This window comes from Methanosarcina sp. DH2, assembly GCF_020804225.1.
Classification (GTDB): domain Archaea; phylum Halobacteriota; class Methanosarcinia; order Methanosarcinales; family Methanosarcinaceae; genus Methanosarcina.
This window is the reverse complement of sequence record NZ_WJBI01000018.1, coordinates 36,569-59,132: the sequence shown is the minus strand read 5'-3', so window position 1 is coordinate 59,132 and position 22,564 is coordinate 36,569. Positions and strand designations below refer to the sequence as shown.

Below are 22,564 nucleotides of genomic sequence, written 5' to 3'. Positions count from 1 at the left end.
TATGGATTTAAAAACCATATACGAAACAAATTTTACGGTCTTCATAGGTATTTTTGTAACTCTGGCTGTAATGGGAACAACAACTCTATACGATAGATATAAAAGTAAAGGCGGAGCCTCATTTAATTTTGAAGAGGCTAAGCTTTTTTCGGACCTGAACCAGAAAATAAAAACCTTAAGATCGGAGGGCTTGAAGCATTTTTCTGAGTACAGCAAAAAACTTGGCGGCATATCCCAGAAAAAATCCGGTTCAAGCCGGAAAAAATCCAGCGCAGTCCAGAAAAAATCCAATTCAATCCATAAGAACTCCAGCAAAAATAATCTTGAAAAAGTGGAAACAATATTCCTGAAAGTAAAAGATGCTATTCAGAAGCTTTTTGTTAACTTACGCAATAAAATTTCATCTCTTTCATCCACTTTATCTCGCAGGAATAAGCATGATAATGAAAAATTTGTTTCTTTATCTGATGAAGAAGAAACAGACTCAAAATTTGGCTTAACTAATAAAGTTAACAACCTTGATCAAGTAGTCGAATCCAAAAAAGACGAGTTAGATTTTGATGACGACCTTCTAACTAAAATGTCTACTGCAGGCACTTTAAAAACCAATGGTCTTGAAGCTAATATGGCAGAACCGTTTTTTGGTGAGATCTCTTCAGAAATCGATGTATCACTTGATAAGGATTCAATGTTTAATGAAAATGAATTTGAGATTAAAATTGAGGGACTGGACAATGAACCTGTTGAAGATAGTTTCTCGTTTAACGACAATTCTGCGGAGATAAAGTTTGGTGACGAAAGTGACAGCCTATTAGCTTCACTAAAGAATGATATCGTAGTTTCGAAAGAGAAAAGGATCAATTTCATGGATGATATGAAAGGGGAAGACCTGGATCTGAAACTGATGAAATCCGATCTTGAATGTGTTCTCAGGGATCTGAGAAAATATAGGCGAGGTTCAAAATCATAACTGATCAACAGTTTATCTATTCAAAACTATAACTGGTCAACAGTTTATCTATTCAAAATCATAATTTCTCGACTGTTTATGATAAGATGGTAAAAATTTACAGTACTTGAACTGAGATCCAAACTTAAAGAACAAAACTAAGTTGTACAATAACACACAAAGTGAGTGATGAAAAATGGTAGATGCAAAATATATCGGACTTATAGTTTTAGCAGTGTTTTCAGGATCAATGCTCGTATACACCTGGCTGTCCCTGTATAATAGATTTGATTCCGGTGTAATGTTTTATGCAGCACTTCTGATCTTATCTTTTTCTCTGATGCTGGTAAGAGGCAAAACATCGGTAACGAATTAAAAATATTTCTGAGGATTTCGAAATACCTGTACAATCAAACGCCATGTTGTAAATTCCATTGGAGACTTGCCAGAATTGCAGGTTAATTGAAATCTTCTACTTTTATATTTTTTTAATCTTTACTCTCAATCTCTTACGAGTTATTGAGTAAGCAGGGTCTTACACAGCCTTCAGGATTTAAATATAATTTAAAGTCGTGAAAATCAAGGCTATTTCTTTCCTCTAATTTCTCTATCTCTTTCTATAATTCTCTTTGGGCATTATGAACTTTTAAAATCAGGTGGTTTCTGATTAATTGGTTAATCTATACCTGAAGCAGGAGAGAGCCTTTCAGTTTTCTTTTCCCGGCTAGCACATAGATAGGGGTCTGTCAACCAATAAATGTTACTCTTAACCGGAGCCCACTTTTTCAATTCAAGCAAATATAAGCGCCTCTGCAGATCGTCTGGCGGTCCATCAAAAAAGAAGCTCGGAAAGCAGAAAAGTAGTAAAAAGAAGGAAAAGAAGTCGCAGGTTATTATTAACCTGCTCTCTTCTTTTTCCTCTTTCTCACGGGGAAGACCGTTCTCCATCGTCGAGCGTGACAATAAAGATCCGGTATAGCTTATGAGGCTATGCGGGTAGATATATTGTAACTCAGTTCGAGTGAGCTCAGTTCGAGTGAGCTCAGTTCACTGCTCTAACCTATAAATTAGTCCTCTTGAGCGCAGCGAAGCGGAGCGAAAAGGACCGCGTGCTGTTGCACTTGCAGTGCAACTCCCAGAAAATCTCCGATTTCCTGTGATCCCGAAGCGGAATTCGGGCGAGTCGCAATTCGGGTGCCAAAGCTTACCTGACAATAACGACTACCGCGCCTTTTACATCCAGAACGTCTACCTCCCGGCCTCCGGAAATTACTTCTTTCCGGATCTCGACTGCTTCGGGTTCGAGTTCTACTTTTTCTCCGTTTACGATAACGGTTATTTTGCCTGAAGCCGCCTGAGCCTCAACTGAAGCAGGGTCTTCTGCCTGAAGGGCTTTCACGATGGTTCCGGCATCTTTTCTGAAGCGCGGTCCCAGAAAACCCATGTTGGGTTTAACTTCCACAGGCACGTACTCAAATGAAGGAGCACCTTTCATAACCTCCACTTCAGAGTTCGTAGCACCTGCAATATCCCCTGTATCGATCCTTGCATTGTAGATCTCTACTTTTTTAAGGGGAGAGTTCAGGGCCATTCCAAGGTCTGATTTATATCTGCGGACCTCGCCTGTGATATCTTTGATCATTTCGCCTGCAGTTTCGGCTTCTTCGCTTATCAGGCTTTCATTGACTTCAGGCCAGGCTTTCGTGTGTACACTGTCACTGCTGAACCTTGAGTACATTTCTTCTGCAAAGAAAGGTATGAACGGAGCAAGTAGAAGGGAGAGGGTCTTAATTGTTGTGTAAAGCACATACTGGGCTGCTCTCCTGCCCTCAGGATCTTCCCCGTAAAGCCTGCCTTTTACAAGTTCCAGATAGTTGTCTGCAAGGATTTCCCAGGCAAAGCCGCGGATAGCCTTGAATGTGGAATCAAATTGATACCCGTCAAGATCCTTTGTGGCAGTGTCCACAAGCCTGTTAAGCTTGCTCAGGAGCCACCTGTCAATTGTATGGAGAGAGTCCAGAGGGAAGCTGGCAGCATTCTCAGGCTCAAACTCCTTTAGGTGGGACATCGAGAATCGGTAGATGCTCCACATTTTCTGCAGGAAGCGTGAGGCTGAAACTACATCTTTCCAGCGGAACATTACGTCCGAACCTGTGGAACCTCCAACAGCTCCCCACTGTCTGAAAGCGTCGGCACTGTGCTGTGCGGTCACTTCTTCGGGAGATATAACGTTTCCGAGAGACTTGCTCATTTTATGCCCGTCAGGTCCAAGCACCATTCCATTGACCACTATAGAGTCCCAGGGCCTCTTTCCTTCAAGAGCCAGGCTTCTCAGGATCGTATAGAAAGCCCAGGTCCTGATGATGTCGTGCCCCTGGGGGCGAATCTGTGCAGGCAGGCGGAGCTCGTGTTCGCTTTCCCAGCCTGAGACATGCAGGGCAGTAATCGAGGAGTCCATCCAGGTGTCCAGCACGTCTGTCTCGGGCTCAAATTCGGTTGAACCGCAGGCACAGGCTTTCTTTGGTGCATTTTCATTCGGGTCAATCGGGAGCCAGCTCTCTTCGGCAATCATGACCTCCCCGCATTTTTTGCAGTACCAGATCGGGATCGGGGTTGCAAAGATCCTCTGCCTGGAAATGCACCAGTCCCATTCCATTGTGCCTGTCCAGTTCTGGAGCCTGACCTTCATGTATTCAGGGTACCAGTTAATTTCGTCTGCAGCTTTCAGGATACCTTCATGGTTTATTTTTACGAACCACTGGGGTCCGGAAAGAGTTTCTATGGGGGTATCACAGCGCCAGCAGAGCCCGACGTTCTGTTCAAGAGGTTTCTGATCATAGAGGAAATCTGCAGCTTTGAGGTCGGAAATGACAGCTTCCCTGCATTCAGTAATACTCATGCCTTCGTACTTTCCTGCAGCTTCTGTCATCTTGCCCTGTTTGTCGATAGCTTTTACAAGGGGCAGTCCGTACTTTACCCACCAGCGCACGTCCTGCTTGTCCCCGAAAGTACAGATCATCACAGCCCCTGTGCCGAATCCAGGCTCAACAGCTTCGTCAGCAATCAGAGCAACTTTTTGCCCGAAGAGGGGTACTGTAATTTCCTTGCCAATATACTGGCTGTAACGTTCATCTTTCGGGTTTACGGCAACGGCAACACACGCCGCCATCAGTTCTGGCCTTGTAGTTGCGATATCCACCTTGTCGAAGTGGACAAAATTAAGTTTTGTCTGCCCGGCATCATACTCTACTTCCGCAAAAGCAATGGCAGTTTCACAGCGGGGACACCAGTTGACAGGGTGGTCTTCGTGATAGATATGCCCTCCATTGTACATCCTGACAAAAGATTTCTGTGTTTTTACGAAGTATGAGGGCTCCATGGTGACGAATTCATTGCTCCAATCCACGGAAAAGCCCAGGCGCAGCATTGTTTTGCGCATCTTGTCGATGTTTCCTACCGTAAGCTCCCTGCACATTCTGCGGAACTCTGCCCTGGGGACCTGGTTTTTAGTAATCCCGTGAGTTTCTTCAACCTTAACTTCCGTTGGCAGACCGTGGCAGTCCCAGCCCTGGGGGAACATTACGTTATACCCCTGCATGCGTTTGTACCTGGCTATAAAGTCGATGTAACACCAGTTAAGCGCGTTTCCGATATGGAAATTGCCTGTAGGATAGGGTGGCGGAGTATCAATAATATACTGGGGGCGGGTATCTTCTCCCCAGTTGAAGTGGTACATGGAGAGGTTCCACTTCCCCATCCACTTTTCCTCGATCTCGTTTGCATTATATTCTTTTGGAATTTCCGATTCTGTCATAAAGACACTCCATGATTGGGAAATAAGTGTAAGAATTTCTTGGGTTTTAGAGTGCTTGCGATTATTTAAATATATCTGGTTTTGGATGAAGAGAAATCTCTTACTGTGCAGGAACTGTCAGATTATATGTTTAGTTTTTGTTGATTGCATTTTTTTGCCCGGGGAACCGGCTAACCGCAATGAAAATATTTATAATTGTTTAACAACAGCTAGTCTAAAGGCAAACAAAAAAGGAGCAGACAAAAAAGAGTAAATGGATAAATAACCGTAAAAATTATAAAGAAGAATTTAATGGTGCAGTCCCTCTCCTTTACGCTTTCTTCTGTATTCTTATGCCCTTATGCATATTTCCATGCATTATGAATGTGCATTGCATTCATCCCGAGGCTTTGAGGTGGATATATATCGTTTTCCGGCGTGTCTCCGATAGAGAGAACTTCCCAGGGCTCAAGCCCAAGGCCATCGAGAGCCATACTGAAAAGCCGGGTGTCAGGTTTTTTGATACGGTGGTCCGATGACATAATTACGAAATTAAAGCGATCGTACAGGCCAAGGAATCGAAGCTCCTGCTCCGTAAAAACCCTCTGAGCATTGGAAACAATGCATTTGGGGATATTTCTATATTTTTCAAGCAGGCGCAGGCTCTGAGGATAAGCTTCCAGTTTCTTTAAAGACGCAGTTCTGAAGACCCTGGCAGTTTCAATCCCAAGCCAGAAAGGATCGATTTCTCTAAAGGCATTTTCGGCACAGATCTCGGCAAAAATTTCTTCTATGCGGATATCAGGGTGCTGTTGGCCTGAGTTTCCAAGCCTGCCTATAACTTTCCACCTGTATTCTTCCCTAAATCGGTCGGGTTCTATCCTCACTCCCTGATAGAGTAACCATTTGCTTACCCTTTTACTTGTTTCCCGACTTCCTTCATCTGTTTTGATATCGATGAGAGTTTTGTAGCAATCGAAGATTAAACCTTTAATTTTTCCGTTTTGGAGCATAGAGATTCTCCACTTTATTTTTATAATTCTGTAGGTTTGTTGATTATTCTATATTATTATTTTATTACTATTGAGATTTATCTCTTATTATATAGTCTTTACGACAATATCTATATTGCATACAAATAGCAATATATAGTTTCTCATTTCTATATAAATTCCTTTAGTACCAAATAAAAATTGATGAATCAGGAGCTAATTATTCAGAGAAACTCTAAAAATCAGAAACAAAAACTCTTAAAAAAAGAACCGCAAATTCTCATTGTCTGTATTTATCTTCACAAAAATAAAATACTCGGGTTTACGGAAATCAGTCAGTGATCCCATAATGTTTCCAGGCTTCTTCAATGGTCATTGCCCGCATCCCGAGCTTTCTAGCTGGAAGTATTTCGTTTTCGTAAGAGTCCCCAAGGGACATAACACACTTGGGCTCAAGTTCAAGTCCCATCCTCTTGAGTGCGGTCATGAAAAGCCTGAGATCCGGTTTTTTGTACCCTACATCTGACGAGAAGATCACGAAGTCAAAGTAGTCGTAGAGCCCGAGGAACCGGAGTTCCAGTTCGGAAAAGACCCTCTGCCCGTTGGAGATTATACACTTGGGGATATTTATGCAGTGCTCAATTAATTTTACGCTCTGAGGAAAGGGACGCAGTTTCCTTATGGAGGCTGCTCGAAAGACCCTGGAGGTCTCAATTCCTAGCAGTTTTTCATCGATTTTCCATATCGAGTTTTCCCCGCAGATCTCGGCAAAGATATCCTCCACCTTTATCTCAGGGTATATCTCCTTTGAGTCTTCCATCCTTTCGTGAACCTTAAATGTGTACATATCCCACAGTTTTTCCGGCTTTATTTTTACCCCATGGTAGGCAAGCCATGCGCTTACAGTCTCATAAGTCTCGATCCTGTGTTCTTCTGTGTGGATATCAATAAGCGTCTGGTAGCAGTCAAAAATAACCCCCTTTATCTGGCAGCTTTCAAATACATCTTCCCCTGCTCCGGCAGGATCGCCCAGAATGGCTATAGTGTCCTTACCTGCTTCCGATTCATGGTTCCTGGAAATATTCTTGCCTCCCGTATCCCCTTAGTGACTTTTTTAATTCTCTCTATTTCCTTAATTCTCTTTATTTCCTTAATTCTCTTTATTTCCTTAATTCTCTTTATTTCCTTAATTCTCTTTATTTCCTTAATTCCCTTTATTTTCTTAATTCCTTCTGTTCCTTAATCCCTTTTACTTCCTTAATTCCCTCTATTAATTGCACCTAAACATTCACGTGCTTCTCTTATCAGATAATTCCTGTAATCGCCCTGGTGGAGCCTTGCCGAACGGAGCAGCCCTATACCCATGAAAAAAGGCAAAATTCTGGTAATTAGGAAAAAGTCCTTTTCCCCGTGGCTATACTCCCAGAGAAAGTTCCCTATATACGGTTCGGCTTTCCAGCCTCCACCTTTGTGTAATTCAAACTCGTTCTTGAGTTCTGCAGTAAGAATTCCGAGGTCCCTTACAGGATGTGCCTCAAACCAGGAGCTTTCAAAATCAAGTGCATAGGGTTTTCCTTTGCAAAAAATATAATTGGAGGGGGTAACATCCCTGTGGACCATACAGCCGTACTCCCTGTCGAGCCAGGAACTGTACCACCATTCCCCAAGGAGTTTGTTGAAAGCCTCTCTCGTGTCATAGTCAAGCTTCAGGTGGTCCAGAACGTCGTGATAGTTTCTGAACTCGTTTTCTTTGTTGTAGGAAGACTGTGTATTATCATGCAGCTGCCTGAGCATGTGAGCCACCGCAGCAAGTTTCTCATAAAGGTTCTCTTCGCGTTTAAGGTGCCAGCTAAGAGATTTTCCGGGTATGTGTTCGGTAACAAGGACACAATTAAAATCTTTATTTACTGCAAGGGGCTTTGCAACATTTATTATCGAAGCTGCTTTCTTCAGGTTCCGGTACTCGTTCATCATGCCTTTATAAGAGTTATATGCTTTCAGCTTCCCTGTAGGTTCGGCAAAAAATTTTGCCATTACGCTGAAATGCTCTCCTTTGAACTGGTACCTGCAGACGGTGTGAGATGAATTGTACTTAAAAACTTTTACATAGCACTGTTTATCGCGAATTCTATTTCCAACAACTTCTTCTACAAGCCAGTCCCTGAATGGGTCTCCAGGGTTTAAAGTATTAACATGGCGATTTGCCACTTCAAATTACCCCCATTTTTCCAGAAACAATCTCAACAATGCTTTGCCTCGCAGATCTATTTCTTTTAAATCTCTTACTTAAACGGCTATATCTCTTAATTTCAAGAGTATTGCAGTGAATTCTGGTTATGAAACTTAAGCCAATAACGAAATTTAGACCTACTCTAAAATTTAGAGTGTTCATGAAACTTAGTTATCATGAAAGATAATTAGTAAAAGGTAGTTATAATCAAATCCTGTGATAATCAAACGTAGCTAAGGATTTGATTCTCTGATTTTGATTCTTCAATACTGACAAGAGTATACTATAGCCTGGGTATCTTATATTATTATTGGTGTTCCGTGTGGGCTTTTATCTCCGCCTTTCAAAAGCAGGCCCGCCGACATCAGCTATGTTATTGTACCCGCGTTCTTCCCAATACCCTCTATAAGGCGAGTCACTGAGTTCGATCCTTACTATCCATTTCGCCCATTTGTACCCATACTTGTCTTCAGCTACAAGCTGCAGAGGGAAACCTCTTTCAGGCGGCAGGGTTACGTCATTTAGTTTATATGCAAGTATGATGTCGTTTTCTAATAGATAGTCTTTATCAAGAGAAGTGGAATACCCGTCAGTGCTGTAAAAAATAACGGTTGTTGCATTTTCCATAACTCCTGTTTCTTCAAAGATCTCAGCTATCTCTACTCCCGTCCATTTTGCATTAAAGCTCCAGCCTTCCACACAGTTGAGGTCAATAACTTTCGAAGTTTGAGGTAACCCGGTTATTTCTTCATACGTAAAATTCCTGGGGTTCTCCACAAGCCCGTCAACCTGAAGCCTGTAACTCTCCCTATCAATATACTGAGTGCCTCTGATAGCATTGTTGCGCTGCTGTGCGATAGGAGTTAACTGTTCGCCCTGGTACGAAAGAGTTTCTGTCTCGTTATCATAGATTACTGTTCTTTCCCTGTCGGATACGCAGCCTGAAAAGGCTGTAAGAAAGACTGTAAAAGCAACTGAAATAATCAGGAGTAAATGGATTTGTTTCATGTATTTAACCTGCCTCCCCAAATCTTTTCCTTAAATGCTCTTTCCTAAAAATATGCATTCGACATGAATAAATCATTATTTATAAAAAAAATTTCTAGCGTTCCTGTCGCGCCCGAATTGCGCCTCGCCCGAATTGCGTCTCGCCCGAATTGCGTCTCGCCCGAATTGCGTCTCGCCCGAATTGCGCCTCGGGAGTACGCGTCCTTTTCGCTCCACTTCGTTTCGCTCAAGAGGACTAATTTAAAAATATTGGTACAGCTGCTCGATGCAGGAGAGCGGTCTTTCCCGCAAAAAAGGAGAGAAATTTAATGTTTGTTGTCTCAAGGAATCGGGAAGAGTTATTCCAGCAAAGATGGTTGGATCCTCGAATTATTCTTTCAGCACCTCGTGCCGTTTAAGTCAGCCTGTGTACAGTATTATAAACGAAAAAGCTGGCTCTACCGGGATTACGACTCCAAAATATCTACTCTGTAACCGGTAGAGACTCGAAAAATAAAAGGGATAGGAAAGGCCGGGCGGGTGCAAACAAAATAGAATTGGACGCTCTCTAAAAAACGCTTATTTCAGTCTATAAATAAATTCACAGGTAAAATAAGCTGGTAAAAAAGGCTAAAAGTAAAATCCAAAAGTAAAAAAGGGCCTGAAAGATTTCAGGCCTCGTCATATCCGATTTCTTCTTTTGTGAGGTAACAGGCTGGGTCATCTGCCCAAACATCCCCGTAAATGGCTTCGGCTCGAACTCTGAAGTTTCCGTTGCATACATCGAACCATTTGCACTTTGCACAACGGTCTCCGTGGGCCTGGATGAGGGGTTTTCTGTACTTGAGTCCGGCCATCAGTTCATCACTTAGGTCGGTCCAGATTTCACTGAAGGGCCTTTCCCGTACATTTCCGAAGGAGTAATGTCTCCAGAACTGGTCTGCATGAACAGAGCCGTCCCAGGAAACGCATCCGATTCCTATTCCTGAAGAATTGCCCTGGTTCATGGAAAGGAGCTCGAAAATTTCGGCAGCCCTTTCCGGGTTTTCTTTCAGCATTTTCAGGTAGATGTAGGGGCCGTCACAGTGGTTGTCCACGGTAAGGACTTCGGCAGGGAAACCTTTTTCGTGCAGTTCCTTCGTCCTTTCCATAATCAGGTCCACAGCCTGCCTGGACTCTTCGAGGGAGAGGTCTTCGTCTACCATCTTCGAGCCTCTGCCTGCATAGACAAGGTGATAAAAGCATATCCTTGGGATCTTTTCTTTCTCAAGGAGGTCAAAGATTGCAGGTATGTCCCTGACGTTTTGCTTGTTGATGGTAAAACGCAAGCCCACCTTTATGCCTTCTTCCTGGCAGTTATGCAAGCCCCTTAGGGCTGCATCGAATGCCCCCTGCATTCCCCTGAACCTGTCGTTAGTTTCTTTTACGCCGTCAAGGGAGATTCCTACGTAAGAAAGCCCGACCTCTTTTAACTTTCTTGCCAGCTCTTTATCGATGAGAGTCCCGTTTGTTGAGATTACAGCCCTCATCCCTTTCTCTCTGGCATAGGCTGCAAGCTCAGGCAGGTCTTTTCGCATTGTGGGCTCGCCCCCGGAGAAAAGCATAACCGGAGATCCAAATGCTGCAAGGTCATCGATAAGGGCTTTTCCTTCTTCGGTAGAAAGTTCGTCTTTGAACTCCATGTCTTTTGCCTGGGCATAGCAGTGAACGCATTTAAGGTTGCATCTGCGGGTCATGTTCCAGACTACTACCGGTTTTTTGTCTTTTGAAAACTGCAGAAGGTGAGAGGGAAGCCTCTTTGAGTCCCTTCCATAGCGAAGGGCGTCAGAGGGTTCCACGGTTCCGCAGTAAAGTTTTGAAATTCCTATCATATCGATCGTTAATTTAAGATTGTTTTCCGCAATTTTAAGTATTGTTTTTTGAACCGGCTTTTAAGGAGCAATCTTTTTAGCACACCTTTATCTTGCCGGTTCAAAAAAACGGCTTGAGTTAAACTTCAGACAGGTTTACCGAGAAAGGTTTTAAAGGTTCTGAGCATACTTCCAGCCGATTCTGTCTTATGTAACTCTTTCTTATAAACTCTCGGCATGACCTTCTTCATAGCTGGTTTTTCATAGCTGGTTTTCATAGCTCCTTCTTCATAGCCTTTATCAGAGCATCGAAGGTAAACTCATCAGGGATTACATTCGCATTGACTCCGTGTTTTTTCAGGGTATTTCCCGTAGGGGTCCCAATTGCGCCTACAATAGCCCTGCTAAGAGTCTCTTTTATAGTCTCTCCTGCTCCCAACTTTTCCGCATGTCTCATAAAGCCTCTGACCATCATCGAGCTTGTAAAAGCGAAGGCATCAATTTCTCCTGCGAGGGTGCGTTCTATGAGCTCTTTCTGGGCTGCACCTTCAGGAATGCTAAGGGTGTACACATGAGTCTCATAGACTGTTGCTCCGCATTTTTCAAGCCCTTCTATTAAGACTTTTGCCCCAAAAGCGCTCCTTGCAAGGTCGACTGTTTTCCCTTTTACTTCGGGGCAGAGAGCTTCTACGATTCCTTCGGAACTGTAGTCTGCAGGCAGGAAGGAGTTTTCAATTCCTATTTTTATAAGCTCTTTTTCTGTGTTGGGGCCGATTGCTATTACTCTGCACTTTTTGAGGGACGAAATAAAGTTTTCCTTTTCGGTTTCCGTGAGCTTGTCCAGTGTAAAAGTTATCCCGTTTGCGCTTGTAAAAACAACGTAATCTGAAGTCCCGTTAATGACCCTCTGTACAAAAGGCTCGAAACCCTCGTCTTTTATGCCTTCAAGCTTTATCATGGGGGCATAAATGGGCTCAAAACCGCAGTCTCTGGCAATTGCCTCGGACTTTTCCCTGTAACTGTCAGGCCTCATGATTGCAAGCACGGGAATTTTATTTTCTGCCATATTCCTTTCTCCTGTCCTTTCAGCGGGTTAAAACTCCACTCCAGTCAGCTGTTCTCCGAGGATATCGTGCAGCCGGACTACATCTCCTACAACCGTAATGGCAGGGGCTTTTACTTTTCGTTCTTCTGCCAGGTCAGCGATGTTTTCAAGGGTTCCCACGGTTACCCGCTGGTCAGGCCGAGTACCTTTCTCTATGACTGCAACTGGGGTTTTTGGGTCTTTGCCATACTTCATGAGCTCTTCGGTATTTCGCCCGAGCATTTTAACGCCCATAAAAATTACAATGGTTCCGTTAAACTTTGCCAGGGTCTCCCAGTCCAGTCCGCTCTCCTCCTTTGTGGGGTCCTCGTGTCCTGTTATAAAGGTGACCATCGACGTGCTTTCCCTGTGGGTTACAGGAATTCCGGCATATGCAGGCACTGCAATTGCCGCGGTGATCCCGGGCACGACTTCGAATTCAATACCTTCTGCTACAAGCACCTCGGCTTCTTCTCCTCCTCTTCCGAATACATATGGATCCCCTCCTTTCAGCCGGACTACCATCTTTCCTTCCTTTGCTTTCTGCACAAGCACTTCGTTGATTTCGGACTGGGTCATTGTGTGGTTGCCCGCGTACTTCCCCACATCGATCTTCTCTGCAGTTTCCGGCATTGAGTCCAGAATTACTTTTCCCGGAAGCTGATCGTAAATCACGACTTCAGCACTGTCAATCAGCCGGCGGGCTTTCAGGGTAAGGAGCTCAGGATCGCCTGGACCAGAACCCACAAGATAAACTTTTCCGTAATTTCCTGACATGTGACGACGGTTCCTTTTTTTTCCTTTACAATTGTTGATAAATAATTCTCTCTAACTTATCTTAAATAGTTCTCTTTATCCTTCAGTCCCTTTCCTTCACATCCTGATAGATGAGCTGATACCTGAATGGAGAAATTCCATAACAGGATAGTTTCTTCTGAAGGGGAAATCCATCTTCTAAGAAGGAGAGGTTTGATAGAAATGTAAATCTGTAGAGTTTAAAGAGCTTTTATAATAAATAATGTACTATCTTTATACAATTTTATTGCGTAACTTTTATATATTAATTCTCATGCTTATTTTATATCTCTTATGCCTATTTTGTACGTTACACGTTTGTTTATGGCTTGATTCTTGAAAAAGGGAATGTAATAGAGAGTGCAATAGGGAGTGTAATAGAGAGTATGATGGGGTGTAATAGAGAGTGCAATAGGGAATGTAATAGAGACTGTAATAGGGACTGTAATAGGGAATGTAATCAAAGAGTATAGAGCGACTGGTAATTAATAAATACCTCCGATTTAATTACCTCTGATAGAATTAATGGTTTATTGTAACTGATAATTTCATTTTCCCAGTTAATATTTCATCATAATTAGTGAGTAAATCATGCTTCGCATAACTTTTCTAGGCACTGGAGGGTCCCTCCCGACCCGTAACAGAAATCCGTCAGCAGTAATGGTCAATAGAGAAGGGGAGCTTATCCTATTTGACTGTGGAGAAGGCACCCAGCAGCAAATGATGAGGGCAAAGACAGGCATGATGAGCCTATCTTCTATTTTCATCAGCCATTTCCATGCTGACCACTTCCTTGGAATTCCCGGCCTTATTCAAACTATGTCTTTCCTTGGCAGGAGTGAGCCATTGACAATTTACGGTCCCGAAGGGACAAGAGAGTTTACTGAGTTTTTTAAGATCCTTGGCTATTGCAATCTTAAATACGAAATCCGGGGTGTCGAACTGAGACCTGACGACATCGTGGAAGGGGAAGGTTATGTGGTCCGGGCACTGAAGACCGAACACAGCATTCCGAGCCTTGGCTATGCCCTTATTGAAAATCCTCGCCCCGGACGTTTTAACAGGGAAAAGGCAGTCGGGCTTGGAGTTCCTCCAGGCCCCCTTTTTGCGAAACTGCAGAGGGGTAATCCTGTGGAAGTGAACGGAAAGATCGTAAAACCCGAGGAAGTTATGGGAATTCCGAGACCCGGAAGGACAATTGTATACACCGGGGATACCAGGCCCTGTGAAGCAGTTCTTGAAGCCAGCAGGGATGCTGATCTCTTAATCCACGACGGCAGCTTCGCCGATGAGATGGCAGACTGGGCGGAGGAGTCCATGCATTCGACAGCCGGAGAGGTTGCAGCTCTTGCAAAAGAAGCCGGAGTCAGGAAACTGGTCCTTACCCACATAAGTTCACGTTATACCGATGATGCGGATCCTGTTCTGAAAGATTCAAAAAAAGTTTTTGAAAATGTTGTTGTAGCTGAAGACCTGATGGAACTTGAAGTACCATACAGACCTGATTGAACATACTTGATTGAGCCTTCAGATGCCGGATAGGCCTTTTTGCGGAAGGTTTGAAGTTTCCCTTAAAAGCAAGGTTTAAAAATTAGATTAAACTTCTTTACAGGAAACAAACCTGCAGAAAGAATCCTTATCCAGTATAATCGGGTTGTTCAGACAAGTGTCCAGTCCAGTGCTTTGTTTTTAGCGTCGTAGAGTGTAACCCTCATGGTCTTGTCTTCTATTTCATATATTTGCTTGATACCTAAATAGAAAGTATCTCCAGGGTTGATTTCAATTTCACCGTTAACTCTTCCGAAGTATACCCTCCCCTTGGTGTCTTTTTCCTCAACTGTCACACCTTTCCAGGCCAGGTTCTGGATTACGTTTATAATGCTGCATTCAAAGCGGTCGACTTCACGTATTTCATTCATGAGAATCCCTTTTAAATCTTGTTTCAGGTCTGGTTAAGACCTTGTTTAAATATGACTTCTGATAAAGAATAATGATTTCTATACATAAAACTATCCCAGAGGCTTTAACAGGGAACCCTCTTTAACGGAAAAATTCTCTTAACAGGAAGCCCTCCTATCAAATTTTTAAATTCTTCATATAAATGGTAAGAATCTGGAAAAAAGTTTCCTTAGACAGAAAAATTAATCTATATGGGGAAAAATTGCAAAAGCAGTCGAAAATAAAGCATCTCATTAACGAATACCGCATCAATGAATATTGAATTAACTGTATTGCATTAACGAAATGATGCATAAGAGAGGTGCTGCAAATATCTCAAGGAAAGGGATAAAAGGCACTTTCTCTTTCGGTTTATACATATAGATGGGTTGGGTCCGGAGTGAAATCTTTCCTGCCCAATTTTGCAAGGGCTTTTTCAAAGTCTTTGACAGCGACGGTTTCTCTGTCTTCAATAATTGCCTGATGCAGGGCGGTTTTAAGGATTTTTTCGACAATATCCCTGCCTGAAAGCCCTTTAGCCTTCTTCGCAAGTGCCTCAAAGTCACATTCTTCTACCTGCAGAGGGAAGGTCTTCACGTTTGATCTCAGTATATGAACAATTTCTTCTTCTCCAGGAAGGACAAATTCAATCTCCTCTTCGAACCTGCTTCTTACAGCAGAGTCCAGGGAATTGATACGGTTTGTCGAGCAGATGGTACAGACTCCGTCACGTTCAACTATCCCGTCCATTTCTGTTAGAAGAGCATTTACGATTTCACTTACATCTCCTCTTAGCTCCTGAAATCTCCTGTCGAGAGCTATGGCATCAAGTTCGTCAATGAAGATTATACAGGGTGACATCTCTTCTGCCCTGTCATAGAGCTGGTGGATCTGACGGGCTCCGTCCCCTACATATTCCCCTATTAGCTGGGTAGCCTTGACCGGAATGATTGGCACGTCGGTCTTGTTTGCAAGGGCTTTTGCAAGCATGGTTTTTCCAGTGCCTGAGGGTCCGAAGAACAGAATATTTCTTGGCGCCCATTTCCCGAAACGCTCAGGCTCTTCCAGAAAGCGTTCGATCAGTCTGCACTTCTGTTTTGCAAGTTCCTGCCCTATTACATCTTCAAATCTAACATCTCCTTTTATCTCTGCAGAGGAAGAAATTCCATTTTCTTCTTCGGTTACGATAATGGATGTTGAGTTTCCTATTATGGATTCTGCAGGTTCCACATCTATAATGCGGTATGCAAAGTCAGGGAACATTCTCCTGTCAAAAAGATAATCTCCTTTGCGGGCAACATATCCGTTCCACTGTTCCCGTGCATAGAATTCAAAAACATCCCTGTTTTCAATGACAGGATATTCTTCCATCATGCCGCTTAGAGGATATCCTTCAGGCTTCAGGATGATAAGTTCGGATGTTGATTTCCCGAACTCGGTATTGCTCTCGTGAGTCTTTTTCGCGTTCACTCTTTGTGAGACCGGTCGCACTTTGTTATCAACTCGAATACTTTTCTATACCCTATAGTAACCTGAAGAGCTAATAAAATTAACCCATGAGCCAGTCTTGAGATTCGATTGCGAAAGCCTTATCTGACTCAGTAGAAAAAAACCAATTTCCTGAAATCACTTTTTCTGGATATTATTTCCAGTCGTTTATCTGTAAGTAAATTACATGGATTTGAGGTAACTTATATATTCAATTTCAGGTAACCATTATATATTCAGATACTTAATGTACAGATATGTATTTTCTGAAGAACATCTCAAGGATGTAAGATCTCTTCCGGATGTAAAATATTTATAGGAGTAGGAATAACGATCTTATTGTTTAAAATTTGCTTGAATAACCGTTTATGCAAGCTTTGATAAATATTTTATTCGAGTAAAGAGGCATCCATGGCGAATTCTTTGGCAAATCCCTCAGGTCCACTCATTTATTGAATGAAATTCGATCAAAAGGGAAAGCTAATATATTAAGTCAATAATATAAATATTTTAATTATCAAATTAAAACTATTTTCAAAAATAGTTAAAAGCTGGTAATTAATTACCCAGCGTGTTACCTATTAACATATTTATTGGTAATACCATATACATATATAAATATCTAAATAACGTAAAAAATCTTAAGCATCTAACTAAGTTAGTTCTAGAGTATGATTTATATGTTTACTATGGAGAATACGGAAGGTTTTGACCAGAAAACTCTTGATAAGATGAATGCTGAAGTCAAAAAGACTATGAGCAAGCACGACCCGAAGTCGAAAGATTATAAGAAAATCTGTGAGCAGGTTGAAGACCAGGTCTTTGACAGGTACTGTACTGAGGTGTTCAGACCCTCTCTTAAACTTTAACTCTCGCCGCTGGATAGCTGGATAAAACCTATCCCGGTGAGTTTTTAATTTTTGCTTTTTTTCTTATTTTTTGCGCTTTTTTGTTTCTTTCGATAGATCTCCAGCAAGAATTCAATAAAGCCCTGAAAGCCGGGAAAGTTATTGAATATAAGAAAGCCATGGATTTTTAGTCCCTGGAAAATTTAATTTTTTTACTTTTATTAATATCCTAGAAACTTTAATTTATATTGAGAACTTTTTTATATCCTCAACTCTTATTTTCAACTATGGCTTCTTACAGTAAAAATAGAATTCTGGGTTTATTCTTAGTTGTGCTTTTGCTTGCCCCAATAACAGGTGCAGCTTCTAATGCGGGTAATATTACAGCAGCCAGCACCTTTACAACTTCTGTCAATTCCAGTACGGAGAACGATCTTTTTTCCGAATTAAGCGCACAGATGGCGCTTTATAATGATAACATTGATAATGTCCCCTCGCTTGTTAAAAGACTGGTCGGAAGTGAGGAAATTGCCGGAAGAATTGAGCTTAATAGTAATGAAATGCTCTATGTAACTTTACTTATGAACGGTGGAGAAGTAAAAGACTTTTACAGGTATGACACTCCTAATGACCCGAATTCGAAGTTCGGTCCTTCCATAACCGTTGAATCCGATGAAGATACGATAAGAGAGATACTTGATTCGGATTATCCTTTGAGGAAAGCTGTAGAGAATATGAATGAGGGGTCTTTAGATGTGGAAATCGAAGGTTACTTCCGAAAAACCGTGCTCTGGAGTATACAGCAGCTGTATTCATAATCCAGGTAATAATCCACGGGTTCTAATATCTAAATAAATTCAAATAAATAACTATATAAATAAATAAATAAATAAATAAATAACTAAATAAATAAATAAATAACTAAATAACTAAATAACTAAGTAAATAAATAAATAAATAAATAAATAAATAAAAAAATAAATAAAAAAATAAATTCAGTTAATATAATAAATCCGAATAATAATACAGGAGATTTCCCTCCTTACTCCATAAAGGAAAAGGAGGGTTCCGACTTCTTTTCACATTTTGATCCGGATTCTCAATGCTTGACCACATCTCCGGGAAGTGTGGCTCTTCCTTTTCCCATCACCACACCTATATTTATACTGGTATTGATACCTGTGTGCACATCATCTCCCATAATTACCCCGAGTTTTCTTCTACCGGAGTCAAGAATCCTGCCTTTCAGCATTACCTTTATATTTTTCCCGTCATGGCGGAGATTTGCGACTTTCGTACCGGCTCCGAAATTACAGCGGCGCCCTATTACGCTATCTCCTACATAGCTCAGGTGCCCTATATGAGTGCCTTCCATGACAATTGTATTTTTTAACTCCACTGCATTCCCTATCCTGACACGGTTGCCTATTGCAGTTGAAGGGCGGATAAAGCAGTTGGGCCCTATATCACAGTTCTCCCCTATTACCACCGGTCCTTCAATATAAGCACCATTTCGGATGAGGGTACCCTTTCCGATTGAAACTTCACCTTTTATGGTTGCATTTGGCTCCACTGTACCCTGGCAGTTACCCTTGAGACCTTTTAAGAGGTGTTCGTTTGCTTTCAGGAGATCCCAGGGATATCCTATGTCAATCCAGCTGTCTGCAAGGGGGCTGTATCCCGCAGGCGCTCCGCTATCGATCAGCATTTGAATAGAGTCCGTGATCTCAAGTTCCTTTCTTACGGAAGGCTGGGTTTTGTCAATGAAGTCAAAAATGGACTCCCTGAAAAGATAGATTCCGGCATTTGCAAGGTTGGTAGGGGGGTTTCTCGGCTTCTCAATTATCCTGATTACTTTATTATCCTCGGTTTCAAGAACCCCGAAGTCTGAGGGGTTTTCCACCTCTTTTACGCAGATAACAGCTTCTTCTTTTCTTGAGAGCAGGGCTTTTAAGTCCTCCTGCCCGATGAGCATGTCTCCGTTAAGTACCAGGAATGCCCCTTCAACGTGCCCTCTTGCATAACCTATGGCATTTGCAGTCCCTAACTGCTCTTTCTGCTGCACGTACTCTATGCTCACTCCCCATTTGCTTCCGTCCCCGAAATGGGCTTTTATTTGCTCTTCGAGGTATCCCGTAATAAAGACAAAACCTTCAATGCCCGCTTCTACGGCTGAGTTCAGGATATGTTCAAGTATCGGTTTGTTTGCAACCTGAAGCATCACTTTAGGGCAGTCGGAGGTGAGGGGCTCCATCCTTGTGCCTTTGCCTGCAACAAGGACAACTGCTTTCATTTAAGCGCCTCCTTCACTATTTTTTCTGCCATATCGTAGATCCCATCCACATTCTCCCGGGCTTCTGCCGTAATCCTTACCTTTGCTTCCGTTCCCGAGGGGCGGACAAGCACCCAGCCGTTTTCGAGTTCCACGCGGATCCCGTCAATGTCAAGAACTTTTCCGAGGGGTTCAAGTCTTCTTTTTACCCTTTCCATGAACTCTGCTTTCTTTTCGTTTGCACAGGGTAAGGCGCCCCTTTTTGTGGCATAAACAGGGAGTTCTGCCCTGAGCTCGCTTAATTTTTTTTCCCTGACAATCTCAACAAGCTTCGCAGCTGCATAGATCCCGTCAGGGCAGTAGGAAATCTTCGGGAAAATCCAGCTTCCGGAAGGTTCTCCACCGTAGATGGCGCCGTACTGTTTTATGCCTTCTGCAACGTAGACATCCCCAACTCTTGTCCTTATGATTTCCGAGCCTTCAAGATGGTCATCTACCATCATGGAGGTATCCACAGGCACGACCACGGCTCCTTTTTTATCTCCGCACTCAAAACGCCCGAATATTGCAAGCAGGTCGTCTCCTGACACGAAGCTGCCTCTTTCATCGACTGCCATCATTCTGTCTGCGTCCCCGTCATGGGCTATTCCAAGGTCAGCTCCGAACGCCACAACTGCTTTTTTGAGCAGGGAAAGGTTCTGGTCGTTAGGCTCAGGGTTTCTTGCCGGGAAATGTCCGTCAGGCTGGGCATTCAGGGTTATTACCTGGCAGCCGAGTTCCTGCAGAAGGTAAGGGGTAATTGTACTTCCTGCTCCGCATCCGCAGTCGAGAACCACACGCAGCCCGGAGCTTCCTACAAGCCCCTCTATCATATCCATGTGGTCCCGAATGGCATTTTCGTCTTCAGCAATTTTCCCTATAAGGTCCCAGGTAACCCGTGAAAAATTTTCATTTTCGATAGCGTCTTCAATCTCTTCCTGCTGGGCTGAGTCAAAAGCCATGCCGTCAGGGTTCCACAGCTTTATCCCCACATACTCCGAAGGGTTATGTGAGGCTGTAACCATTACTCCACACTCGTATTCTCTAGCTGCATATGCCAGGGTCGGGGTAGTTACCATGCCCACTTTCGTAACGTTACAGCCTGCTGCAGTGAGCCCTGCAACCAGAGCGTGCTCTATCATAGGCGCCGAAACTCTGGGGTCCCTCCCGATGACCGCAGTTTTTTTCCGGCTTCCGAGCACAAGCCCTACCTGCAGCGCAAGTTCGGGCGTAACTTCCTTATTTACTATGCCTCTAATTCCTGAAGATCCAAAGAGTTTCATAAATCCCACTCCATATTTCATGAAGTTCATTTCTGTTCTGAAAGCCCATATCTGGTTAATTAATCTGGTTTTAAGTTTTAGATCCTGAAATTTTAAGCTTGAAATCTAAGATTTTAAGCTTAAAATTCTGAGGTTCTCAACCTTATCATTATTCGACAGTAACACTCTTTGCAAGATTACGGGGTTTGTCAATAGAGCAGTCCCTGGCAAGAGCAGTGTAGTAAGCAAGCAGCTGAAGCACGACAACACTCAGAAGAGGAGCCAGCAATTCATTGCTCTGGGGAACCCTGAGGACAATGTCTGCATATTTTCCTATTTCCGTGTCCTTACTGTCGGCAACAGCTATTACATAAGCATCCCTGGCTTTTACTTCTTTTATATTGCTAAGCATTTTATCATAAGTCTGCCCCCTTGTAGCGATCGCAACTACAGGAGTCCCTTCGTCAAGCAGGGCAATTGGGCCGTGTTTCAGTTCTCCTGCAGCAAAGCCTTCGGCATGCACGTATGAGATCTCTTTGAGCTTCAGGGCTCCTTCGAGAGCTATAGGGTAGTTAAGGTGCCTGCCAAGGAAGAAATAGCTATTTGAACGGGCAAAGTTCTCAGCACATTCCTTTATCGCTTCCTTCTGGTTGAGAATCTGCTGGATTTCTCCCGGGACTTTCCGGAGTTCCGTAATGAAACTTTTTACATAATCAGGGCTTAGCTTGCCTCTTACAAGAGCAAACTTTACAGCGAGAAGATACAGAAGGGTGAGCTGAGTGCTGAAAGTCTTTGTAGCAGCAACTCCTATTTCAGGGCCTGCCCGTGTATAAAGCACACTATTTGCTTCTCTTGTAATGGTGCTCCCCACAACGTTTGTAATTGCAAGAGTAGGACAGTTGTAAGACATAATCTCCCGCACGGCTGCAAGGGTATCTGCGGTTTCTCCTGATTGAGTAATCGCAATTGCAAGGGTTCCATCGTTCATAACAGGGTTTCTGTACCTGTATTCCGAGCAGATGTCAATGTCGCAGTGAATTCCTGCTAACTGTTCAAAAAGGTATTTTCCAAGCAAACCTGCATGCCAGGAGGTTCCGCAGGCGAGAATCTGAACCCTTGAAAGCTTCTTTATTTCATCCTCACTGAGGTTCAGTTCATTTAAGTGTATGGCCCCTTCAAGCTCAGAGACTTTGCCTACCAGAGTGTCATGAATTGCGCTGACCTGCTCATGAATCTCTTTCAGCATGAAATGTTCATAACCTGCTTTTTCTGCGGCTTCAAAATCCCATTCTATCTTTTCTATCTTCTTTTCCCTGAGATTTCCTTCTCTGTCAAATATCTCTACACCGACAGGGCTAAGCACCACTGTCTCAAAGTCATTTACGAAGATAACATCCCTTGTGTAGTTCAGAAAAGCGGTTACATCAGATCCAGCAAAATTTTCCCCTCTCCCTAATCCTATAACAAGAGGGCTGTCTTTGCGGGCAAGTACGAGTTTTCCGGGTTCGTCAGCAGAGAGGATTGCAAGAGCATAGGACCCTTCAATCTCTTTTAAGGCTTCTCTGAGCCCTGCAAGAAGTTCGCATTGAGCTTCCTTTCCATCCGGCCTTCCATAGATGTGTTTGTGCAGAAGATGTGCAATTACCTCGGTATCGGTTTCGGATTTGAATACATAACCTTCTCCAATAAGCCGCTCTTTTAATGCCATGTAATTTTCAATAATCCCGTTATGTACAATCGATATTTTTTCCGGATTCCCCCCCGAGTTATGAGGGTGGGCATTTTCCGTACTTGGGCGACCGTGGGTTGCCCAGCGTGTATGTCCGATTCCTACAGTTCCTCCGAGGTTTTTCGGGGTTTCGGATTCTAGATTTATGATTTTCCCGACTGCCTTGTAAGTCTCAATTCCACTGCCAAGAACCGTAATCCCTGCAGAGTCGTATCCCCTATATTCAAGTTTTTTAAGAGATTCTATAAGAACCGGTGCAGCAGCATTTCGCCCTGCATATCCGACAATTCCACACATTTTTTTATCTC

19 protein-coding genes are annotated in these 22,564 nt (G+C 43.0%); 5 read left to right on the top strand and 14 right to left on the bottom strand.

Annotated features, from left to right (window positions below; genetic code table 11):
- Position 1 precedes the first annotated feature (1 nt).
- Both FXV91_RS16820 and FXV91_RS16815 read left to right on the top strand, forming a co-directional pair.
- Positions 2–970, top strand: coding sequence for a hypothetical protein (locus tag FXV91_RS16820; RefSeq protein WP_229391835.1), 969 nt, complete (start codon positions 2–4; stop codon positions 968–970).
- A gap of 175 nt (positions 971–1,145) precedes the next feature.
- Positions 1,146–1,325 (top strand): hypothetical protein, encoded by a 180-nt coding sequence (locus tag FXV91_RS16815; RefSeq protein WP_229391834.1) that lies wholly within the window; start codon positions 1,146–1,148, stop codon positions 1,323–1,325.
- An 828-nt stretch (positions 1,326–2,153) separates the two neighbouring features.
- On the opposite strand, the gene FXV91_RS16810 is transcribed toward FXV91_RS16815, so the two are convergent.
- The 9 genes from FXV91_RS16810 to cobA all read right to left on the bottom strand — a co-directional run bounded on the left by FXV91_RS16810 (position 2,154) and on the right by cobA (position 12,662).
- The gene (locus FXV91_RS16810; protein WP_229391833.1) at positions 2,154–4,763 is read right to left on the bottom strand and encodes a valine--tRNA ligase; all 2,610 of its coding nucleotides are present in this window, start codon (positions 4,761–4,763) and stop codon (positions 2,154–2,156) included.
- Positions 4,764–5,101: 338 nt separating this feature from the next.
- Entirely contained in the window at positions 5,102–5,755 is a 654-nt protein-coding gene (locus FXV91_RS16805) for an HAD family hydrolase (RefSeq protein ID WP_229391832.1), read from the bottom strand.
- A 310-nt stretch (positions 5,756–6,065) separates the two neighbouring features.
- Complete coding sequence (locus FXV91_RS16800; RefSeq protein ID WP_229391882.1) at positions 6,066–6,776, bottom strand: HAD family hydrolase; 711 nt, start codon at positions 6,774–6,776, stop codon at positions 6,066–6,068.
- Between the two features lie 215 nt (positions 6,777–6,991).
- Complete coding sequence (locus tag FXV91_RS16795) at positions 6,992–7,942, bottom strand: phosphotransferase (RefSeq protein WP_229391831.1); 951 nt, start codon at positions 7,940–7,942, stop codon at positions 6,992–6,994.
- Positions 7,943–8,294: 352 nt separating this feature from the next.
- Entirely contained in the window at positions 8,295–8,972 is a 678-nt protein-coding gene (locus tag FXV91_RS16790; RefSeq protein WP_229391830.1) for a molybdopterin-dependent oxidoreductase, read from the bottom strand.
- Positions 8,973–9,047: 75 nt separating this feature from the next.
- Complete coding sequence (locus FXV91_RS16785; protein ID WP_229391829.1) at positions 9,048–9,188, bottom strand: hypothetical protein; 141 nt, start codon at positions 9,186–9,188, stop codon at positions 9,048–9,050.
- Positions 9,189–9,622: 434 nt separating this feature from the next.
- Positions 9,623–10,822: a 12,18-didecarboxysiroheme deacetylase gene (gene ahbC / locus FXV91_RS16780; RefSeq protein WP_229391828.1), complete on the bottom strand. Its 1,200-nt coding sequence runs from the start codon at positions 10,820–10,822 to the stop codon at positions 9,623–9,625.
- A 253-nt stretch (positions 10,823–11,075) separates the two neighbouring features.
- Positions 11,076–11,867: a uroporphyrinogen-III synthase gene (locus FXV91_RS16775; RefSeq protein WP_229391827.1), complete on the bottom strand. Its 792-nt coding sequence runs from the start codon at positions 11,865–11,867 to the stop codon at positions 11,076–11,078.
- A 27-nt stretch (positions 11,868–11,894) separates the two neighbouring features.
- Complete coding sequence (cobA, locus tag FXV91_RS16770; protein ID WP_229391826.1) at positions 11,895–12,662, bottom strand: uroporphyrinogen-III C-methyltransferase; 768 nt, start codon at positions 12,660–12,662, stop codon at positions 11,895–11,897.
- Positions 12,663–13,271: 609 nt separating this feature from the next.
- Here cobA and rnz point away from each other — a divergent pair.
- Complete coding sequence (rnz, locus tag FXV91_RS16765; protein WP_229391825.1) at positions 13,272–14,189, top strand: ribonuclease Z; 918 nt, start codon at positions 13,272–13,274, stop codon at positions 14,187–14,189.
- 149 nt (positions 14,190–14,338) lie between these two features.
- Here the strand turns inward: rnz and FXV91_RS16760 are convergent, their stop codons facing one another.
- Together FXV91_RS16760 and FXV91_RS16755 are read right to left on the bottom strand one after the other, a co-directional pair.
- Positions 14,339–14,599, bottom strand: coding sequence for a hypothetical protein (locus FXV91_RS16760; RefSeq protein WP_229391824.1), 261 nt, complete (start codon positions 14,597–14,599; stop codon positions 14,339–14,341).
- Positions 14,600–14,990: 391 nt separating this feature from the next.
- A complete protein-coding gene (locus FXV91_RS16755) occupies positions 14,991–16,109 on the bottom strand; it encodes an AAA family ATPase (RefSeq protein ID WP_229391823.1) in 1,119 nt (372 codons plus the stop codon).
- Positions 16,110–16,786: 677 nt separating this feature from the next.
- Between FXV91_RS16755 and FXV91_RS16750 the strand changes: the two genes are divergently transcribed.
- Together FXV91_RS16750 and FXV91_RS16745 are read left to right on the top strand one after the other, a co-directional pair.
- Complete coding sequence (locus FXV91_RS16750) at positions 16,787–16,975, top strand: hypothetical protein (RefSeq protein ID WP_229391822.1); 189 nt, start codon at positions 16,787–16,789, stop codon at positions 16,973–16,975.
- Positions 16,976–17,241: 266 nt separating this feature from the next.
- Complete coding sequence (locus tag FXV91_RS16745) at positions 17,242–17,772, top strand: hypothetical protein (RefSeq protein ID WP_229391821.1); 531 nt, start codon at positions 17,242–17,244, stop codon at positions 17,770–17,772.
- Between the two features lie 281 nt (positions 17,773–18,053).
- On the opposite strand, the gene glmU is transcribed toward FXV91_RS16745, so the two are convergent.
- The 3 genes from glmU to glmS all read right to left on the bottom strand — a co-directional run bounded on the left by glmU (position 18,054) and on the right by glmS (position 22,553).
- The gene (gene glmU, locus FXV91_RS16740; RefSeq protein ID WP_229391820.1) at positions 18,054–19,247 is read right to left on the bottom strand and encodes a bifunctional sugar-1-phosphate nucleotidylyltransferase/acetyltransferase; all 1,194 of its coding nucleotides are present in this window, start codon (positions 19,245–19,247) and stop codon (positions 18,054–18,056) included.
- Complete coding sequence (gene glmM, locus FXV91_RS16735; protein ID WP_229391819.1) at positions 19,244–20,548, bottom strand: phosphoglucosamine mutase; 1,305 nt, start codon at positions 20,546–20,548, stop codon at positions 19,244–19,246. The genes glmU and glmM overlap by 4 nt, the downstream gene beginning before the upstream one ends.
- Positions 20,549–20,696: 148 nt before the next feature.
- Positions 20,697–22,553, bottom strand: a complete 1,857-nt coding sequence (gene glmS, locus FXV91_RS16730) for a glutamine--fructose-6-phosphate transaminase (isomerizing) (protein ID WP_229391818.1) — start codon at positions 22,551–22,553, stop codon at positions 20,697–20,699.
- Positions 22,554–22,564: the final 11 nt, after the last annotated feature.

What these genes read in the sequence shown, in the direction of transcription:
- FXV91_RS16820 (WP_229391835.1), top strand. Translation starts at nt 2, where the DNA reads ATGGATTTAAAAACCATATACGAAACAAATTTTACGGTCTTCATAGGT.
- FXV91_RS16815 (WP_229391834.1), top strand. Translation starts at nt 1,146, where the DNA reads ATGGTAGATGCAAAATATATCGGACTTATAGTTTTAGCAGTGTTTTCA.
- FXV91_RS16810 (WP_229391833.1), bottom strand. Translation starts at nt 4,763, where the DNA reads ATGACAGAATCGGAAATTCCAAAAGAATATAATGCAAACGAGATCGAG.
- FXV91_RS16805 (WP_229391832.1), bottom strand. Translation starts at nt 5,755, where the DNA reads ATGCTCCAAAACGGAAAAATTAAAGGTTTAATCTTCGATTGCTACAAA.
- FXV91_RS16790 (WP_229391830.1), bottom strand. Translation starts at nt 8,972, where the DNA reads ATGAAACAAATCCATTTACTCCTGATTATTTCAGTTGCTTTTACAGTC.
- ahbC (WP_229391828.1), bottom strand. Translation starts at nt 10,822, where the DNA reads ATGATAGGAATTTCAAAACTTTACTGCGGAACCGTGGAACCCTCTGAC.
- FXV91_RS16775 (WP_229391827.1), bottom strand. Translation starts at nt 11,867, where the DNA reads ATGGCAGAAAATAAAATTCCCGTGCTTGCAATCATGAGGCCTGACAGT.
- cobA (WP_229391826.1), bottom strand. Translation starts at nt 12,662, where the DNA reads ATGTCAGGAAATTACGGAAAAGTTTATCTTGTGGGTTCTGGTCCAGGC.
- rnz (WP_229391825.1), top strand. Translation starts at nt 13,272, where the DNA reads ATGCTTCGCATAACTTTTCTAGGCACTGGAGGGTCCCTCCCGACCCGT.
- FXV91_RS16760 (WP_229391824.1), bottom strand. Translation starts at nt 14,599, where the DNA reads ATGAATGAAATACGTGAAGTCGACCGCTTTGAATGCAGCATTATAAAC.
- FXV91_RS16750 (WP_229391822.1), top strand. Translation starts at nt 16,787, where the DNA reads ATGTTTACTATGGAGAATACGGAAGGTTTTGACCAGAAAACTCTTGAT.
- FXV91_RS16745 (WP_229391821.1), top strand. Translation starts at nt 17,242, where the DNA reads ATGGCTTCTTACAGTAAAAATAGAATTCTGGGTTTATTCTTAGTTGTG.
- glmU (WP_229391820.1), bottom strand. Translation starts at nt 19,247, where the DNA reads ATGAAAGCAGTTGTCCTTGTTGCAGGCAAAGGCACAAGGATGGAGCCC.
- glmM (WP_229391819.1), bottom strand. Translation starts at nt 20,548, where the DNA reads ATGAAACTCTTTGGATCTTCAGGAATTAGAGGCATAGTAAATAAGGAA.
- glmS (WP_229391818.1), bottom strand. Translation starts at nt 22,553, where the DNA reads ATGTGTGGAATTGTCGGATATGCAGGGCGAAATGCTGCTGCACCGGTT.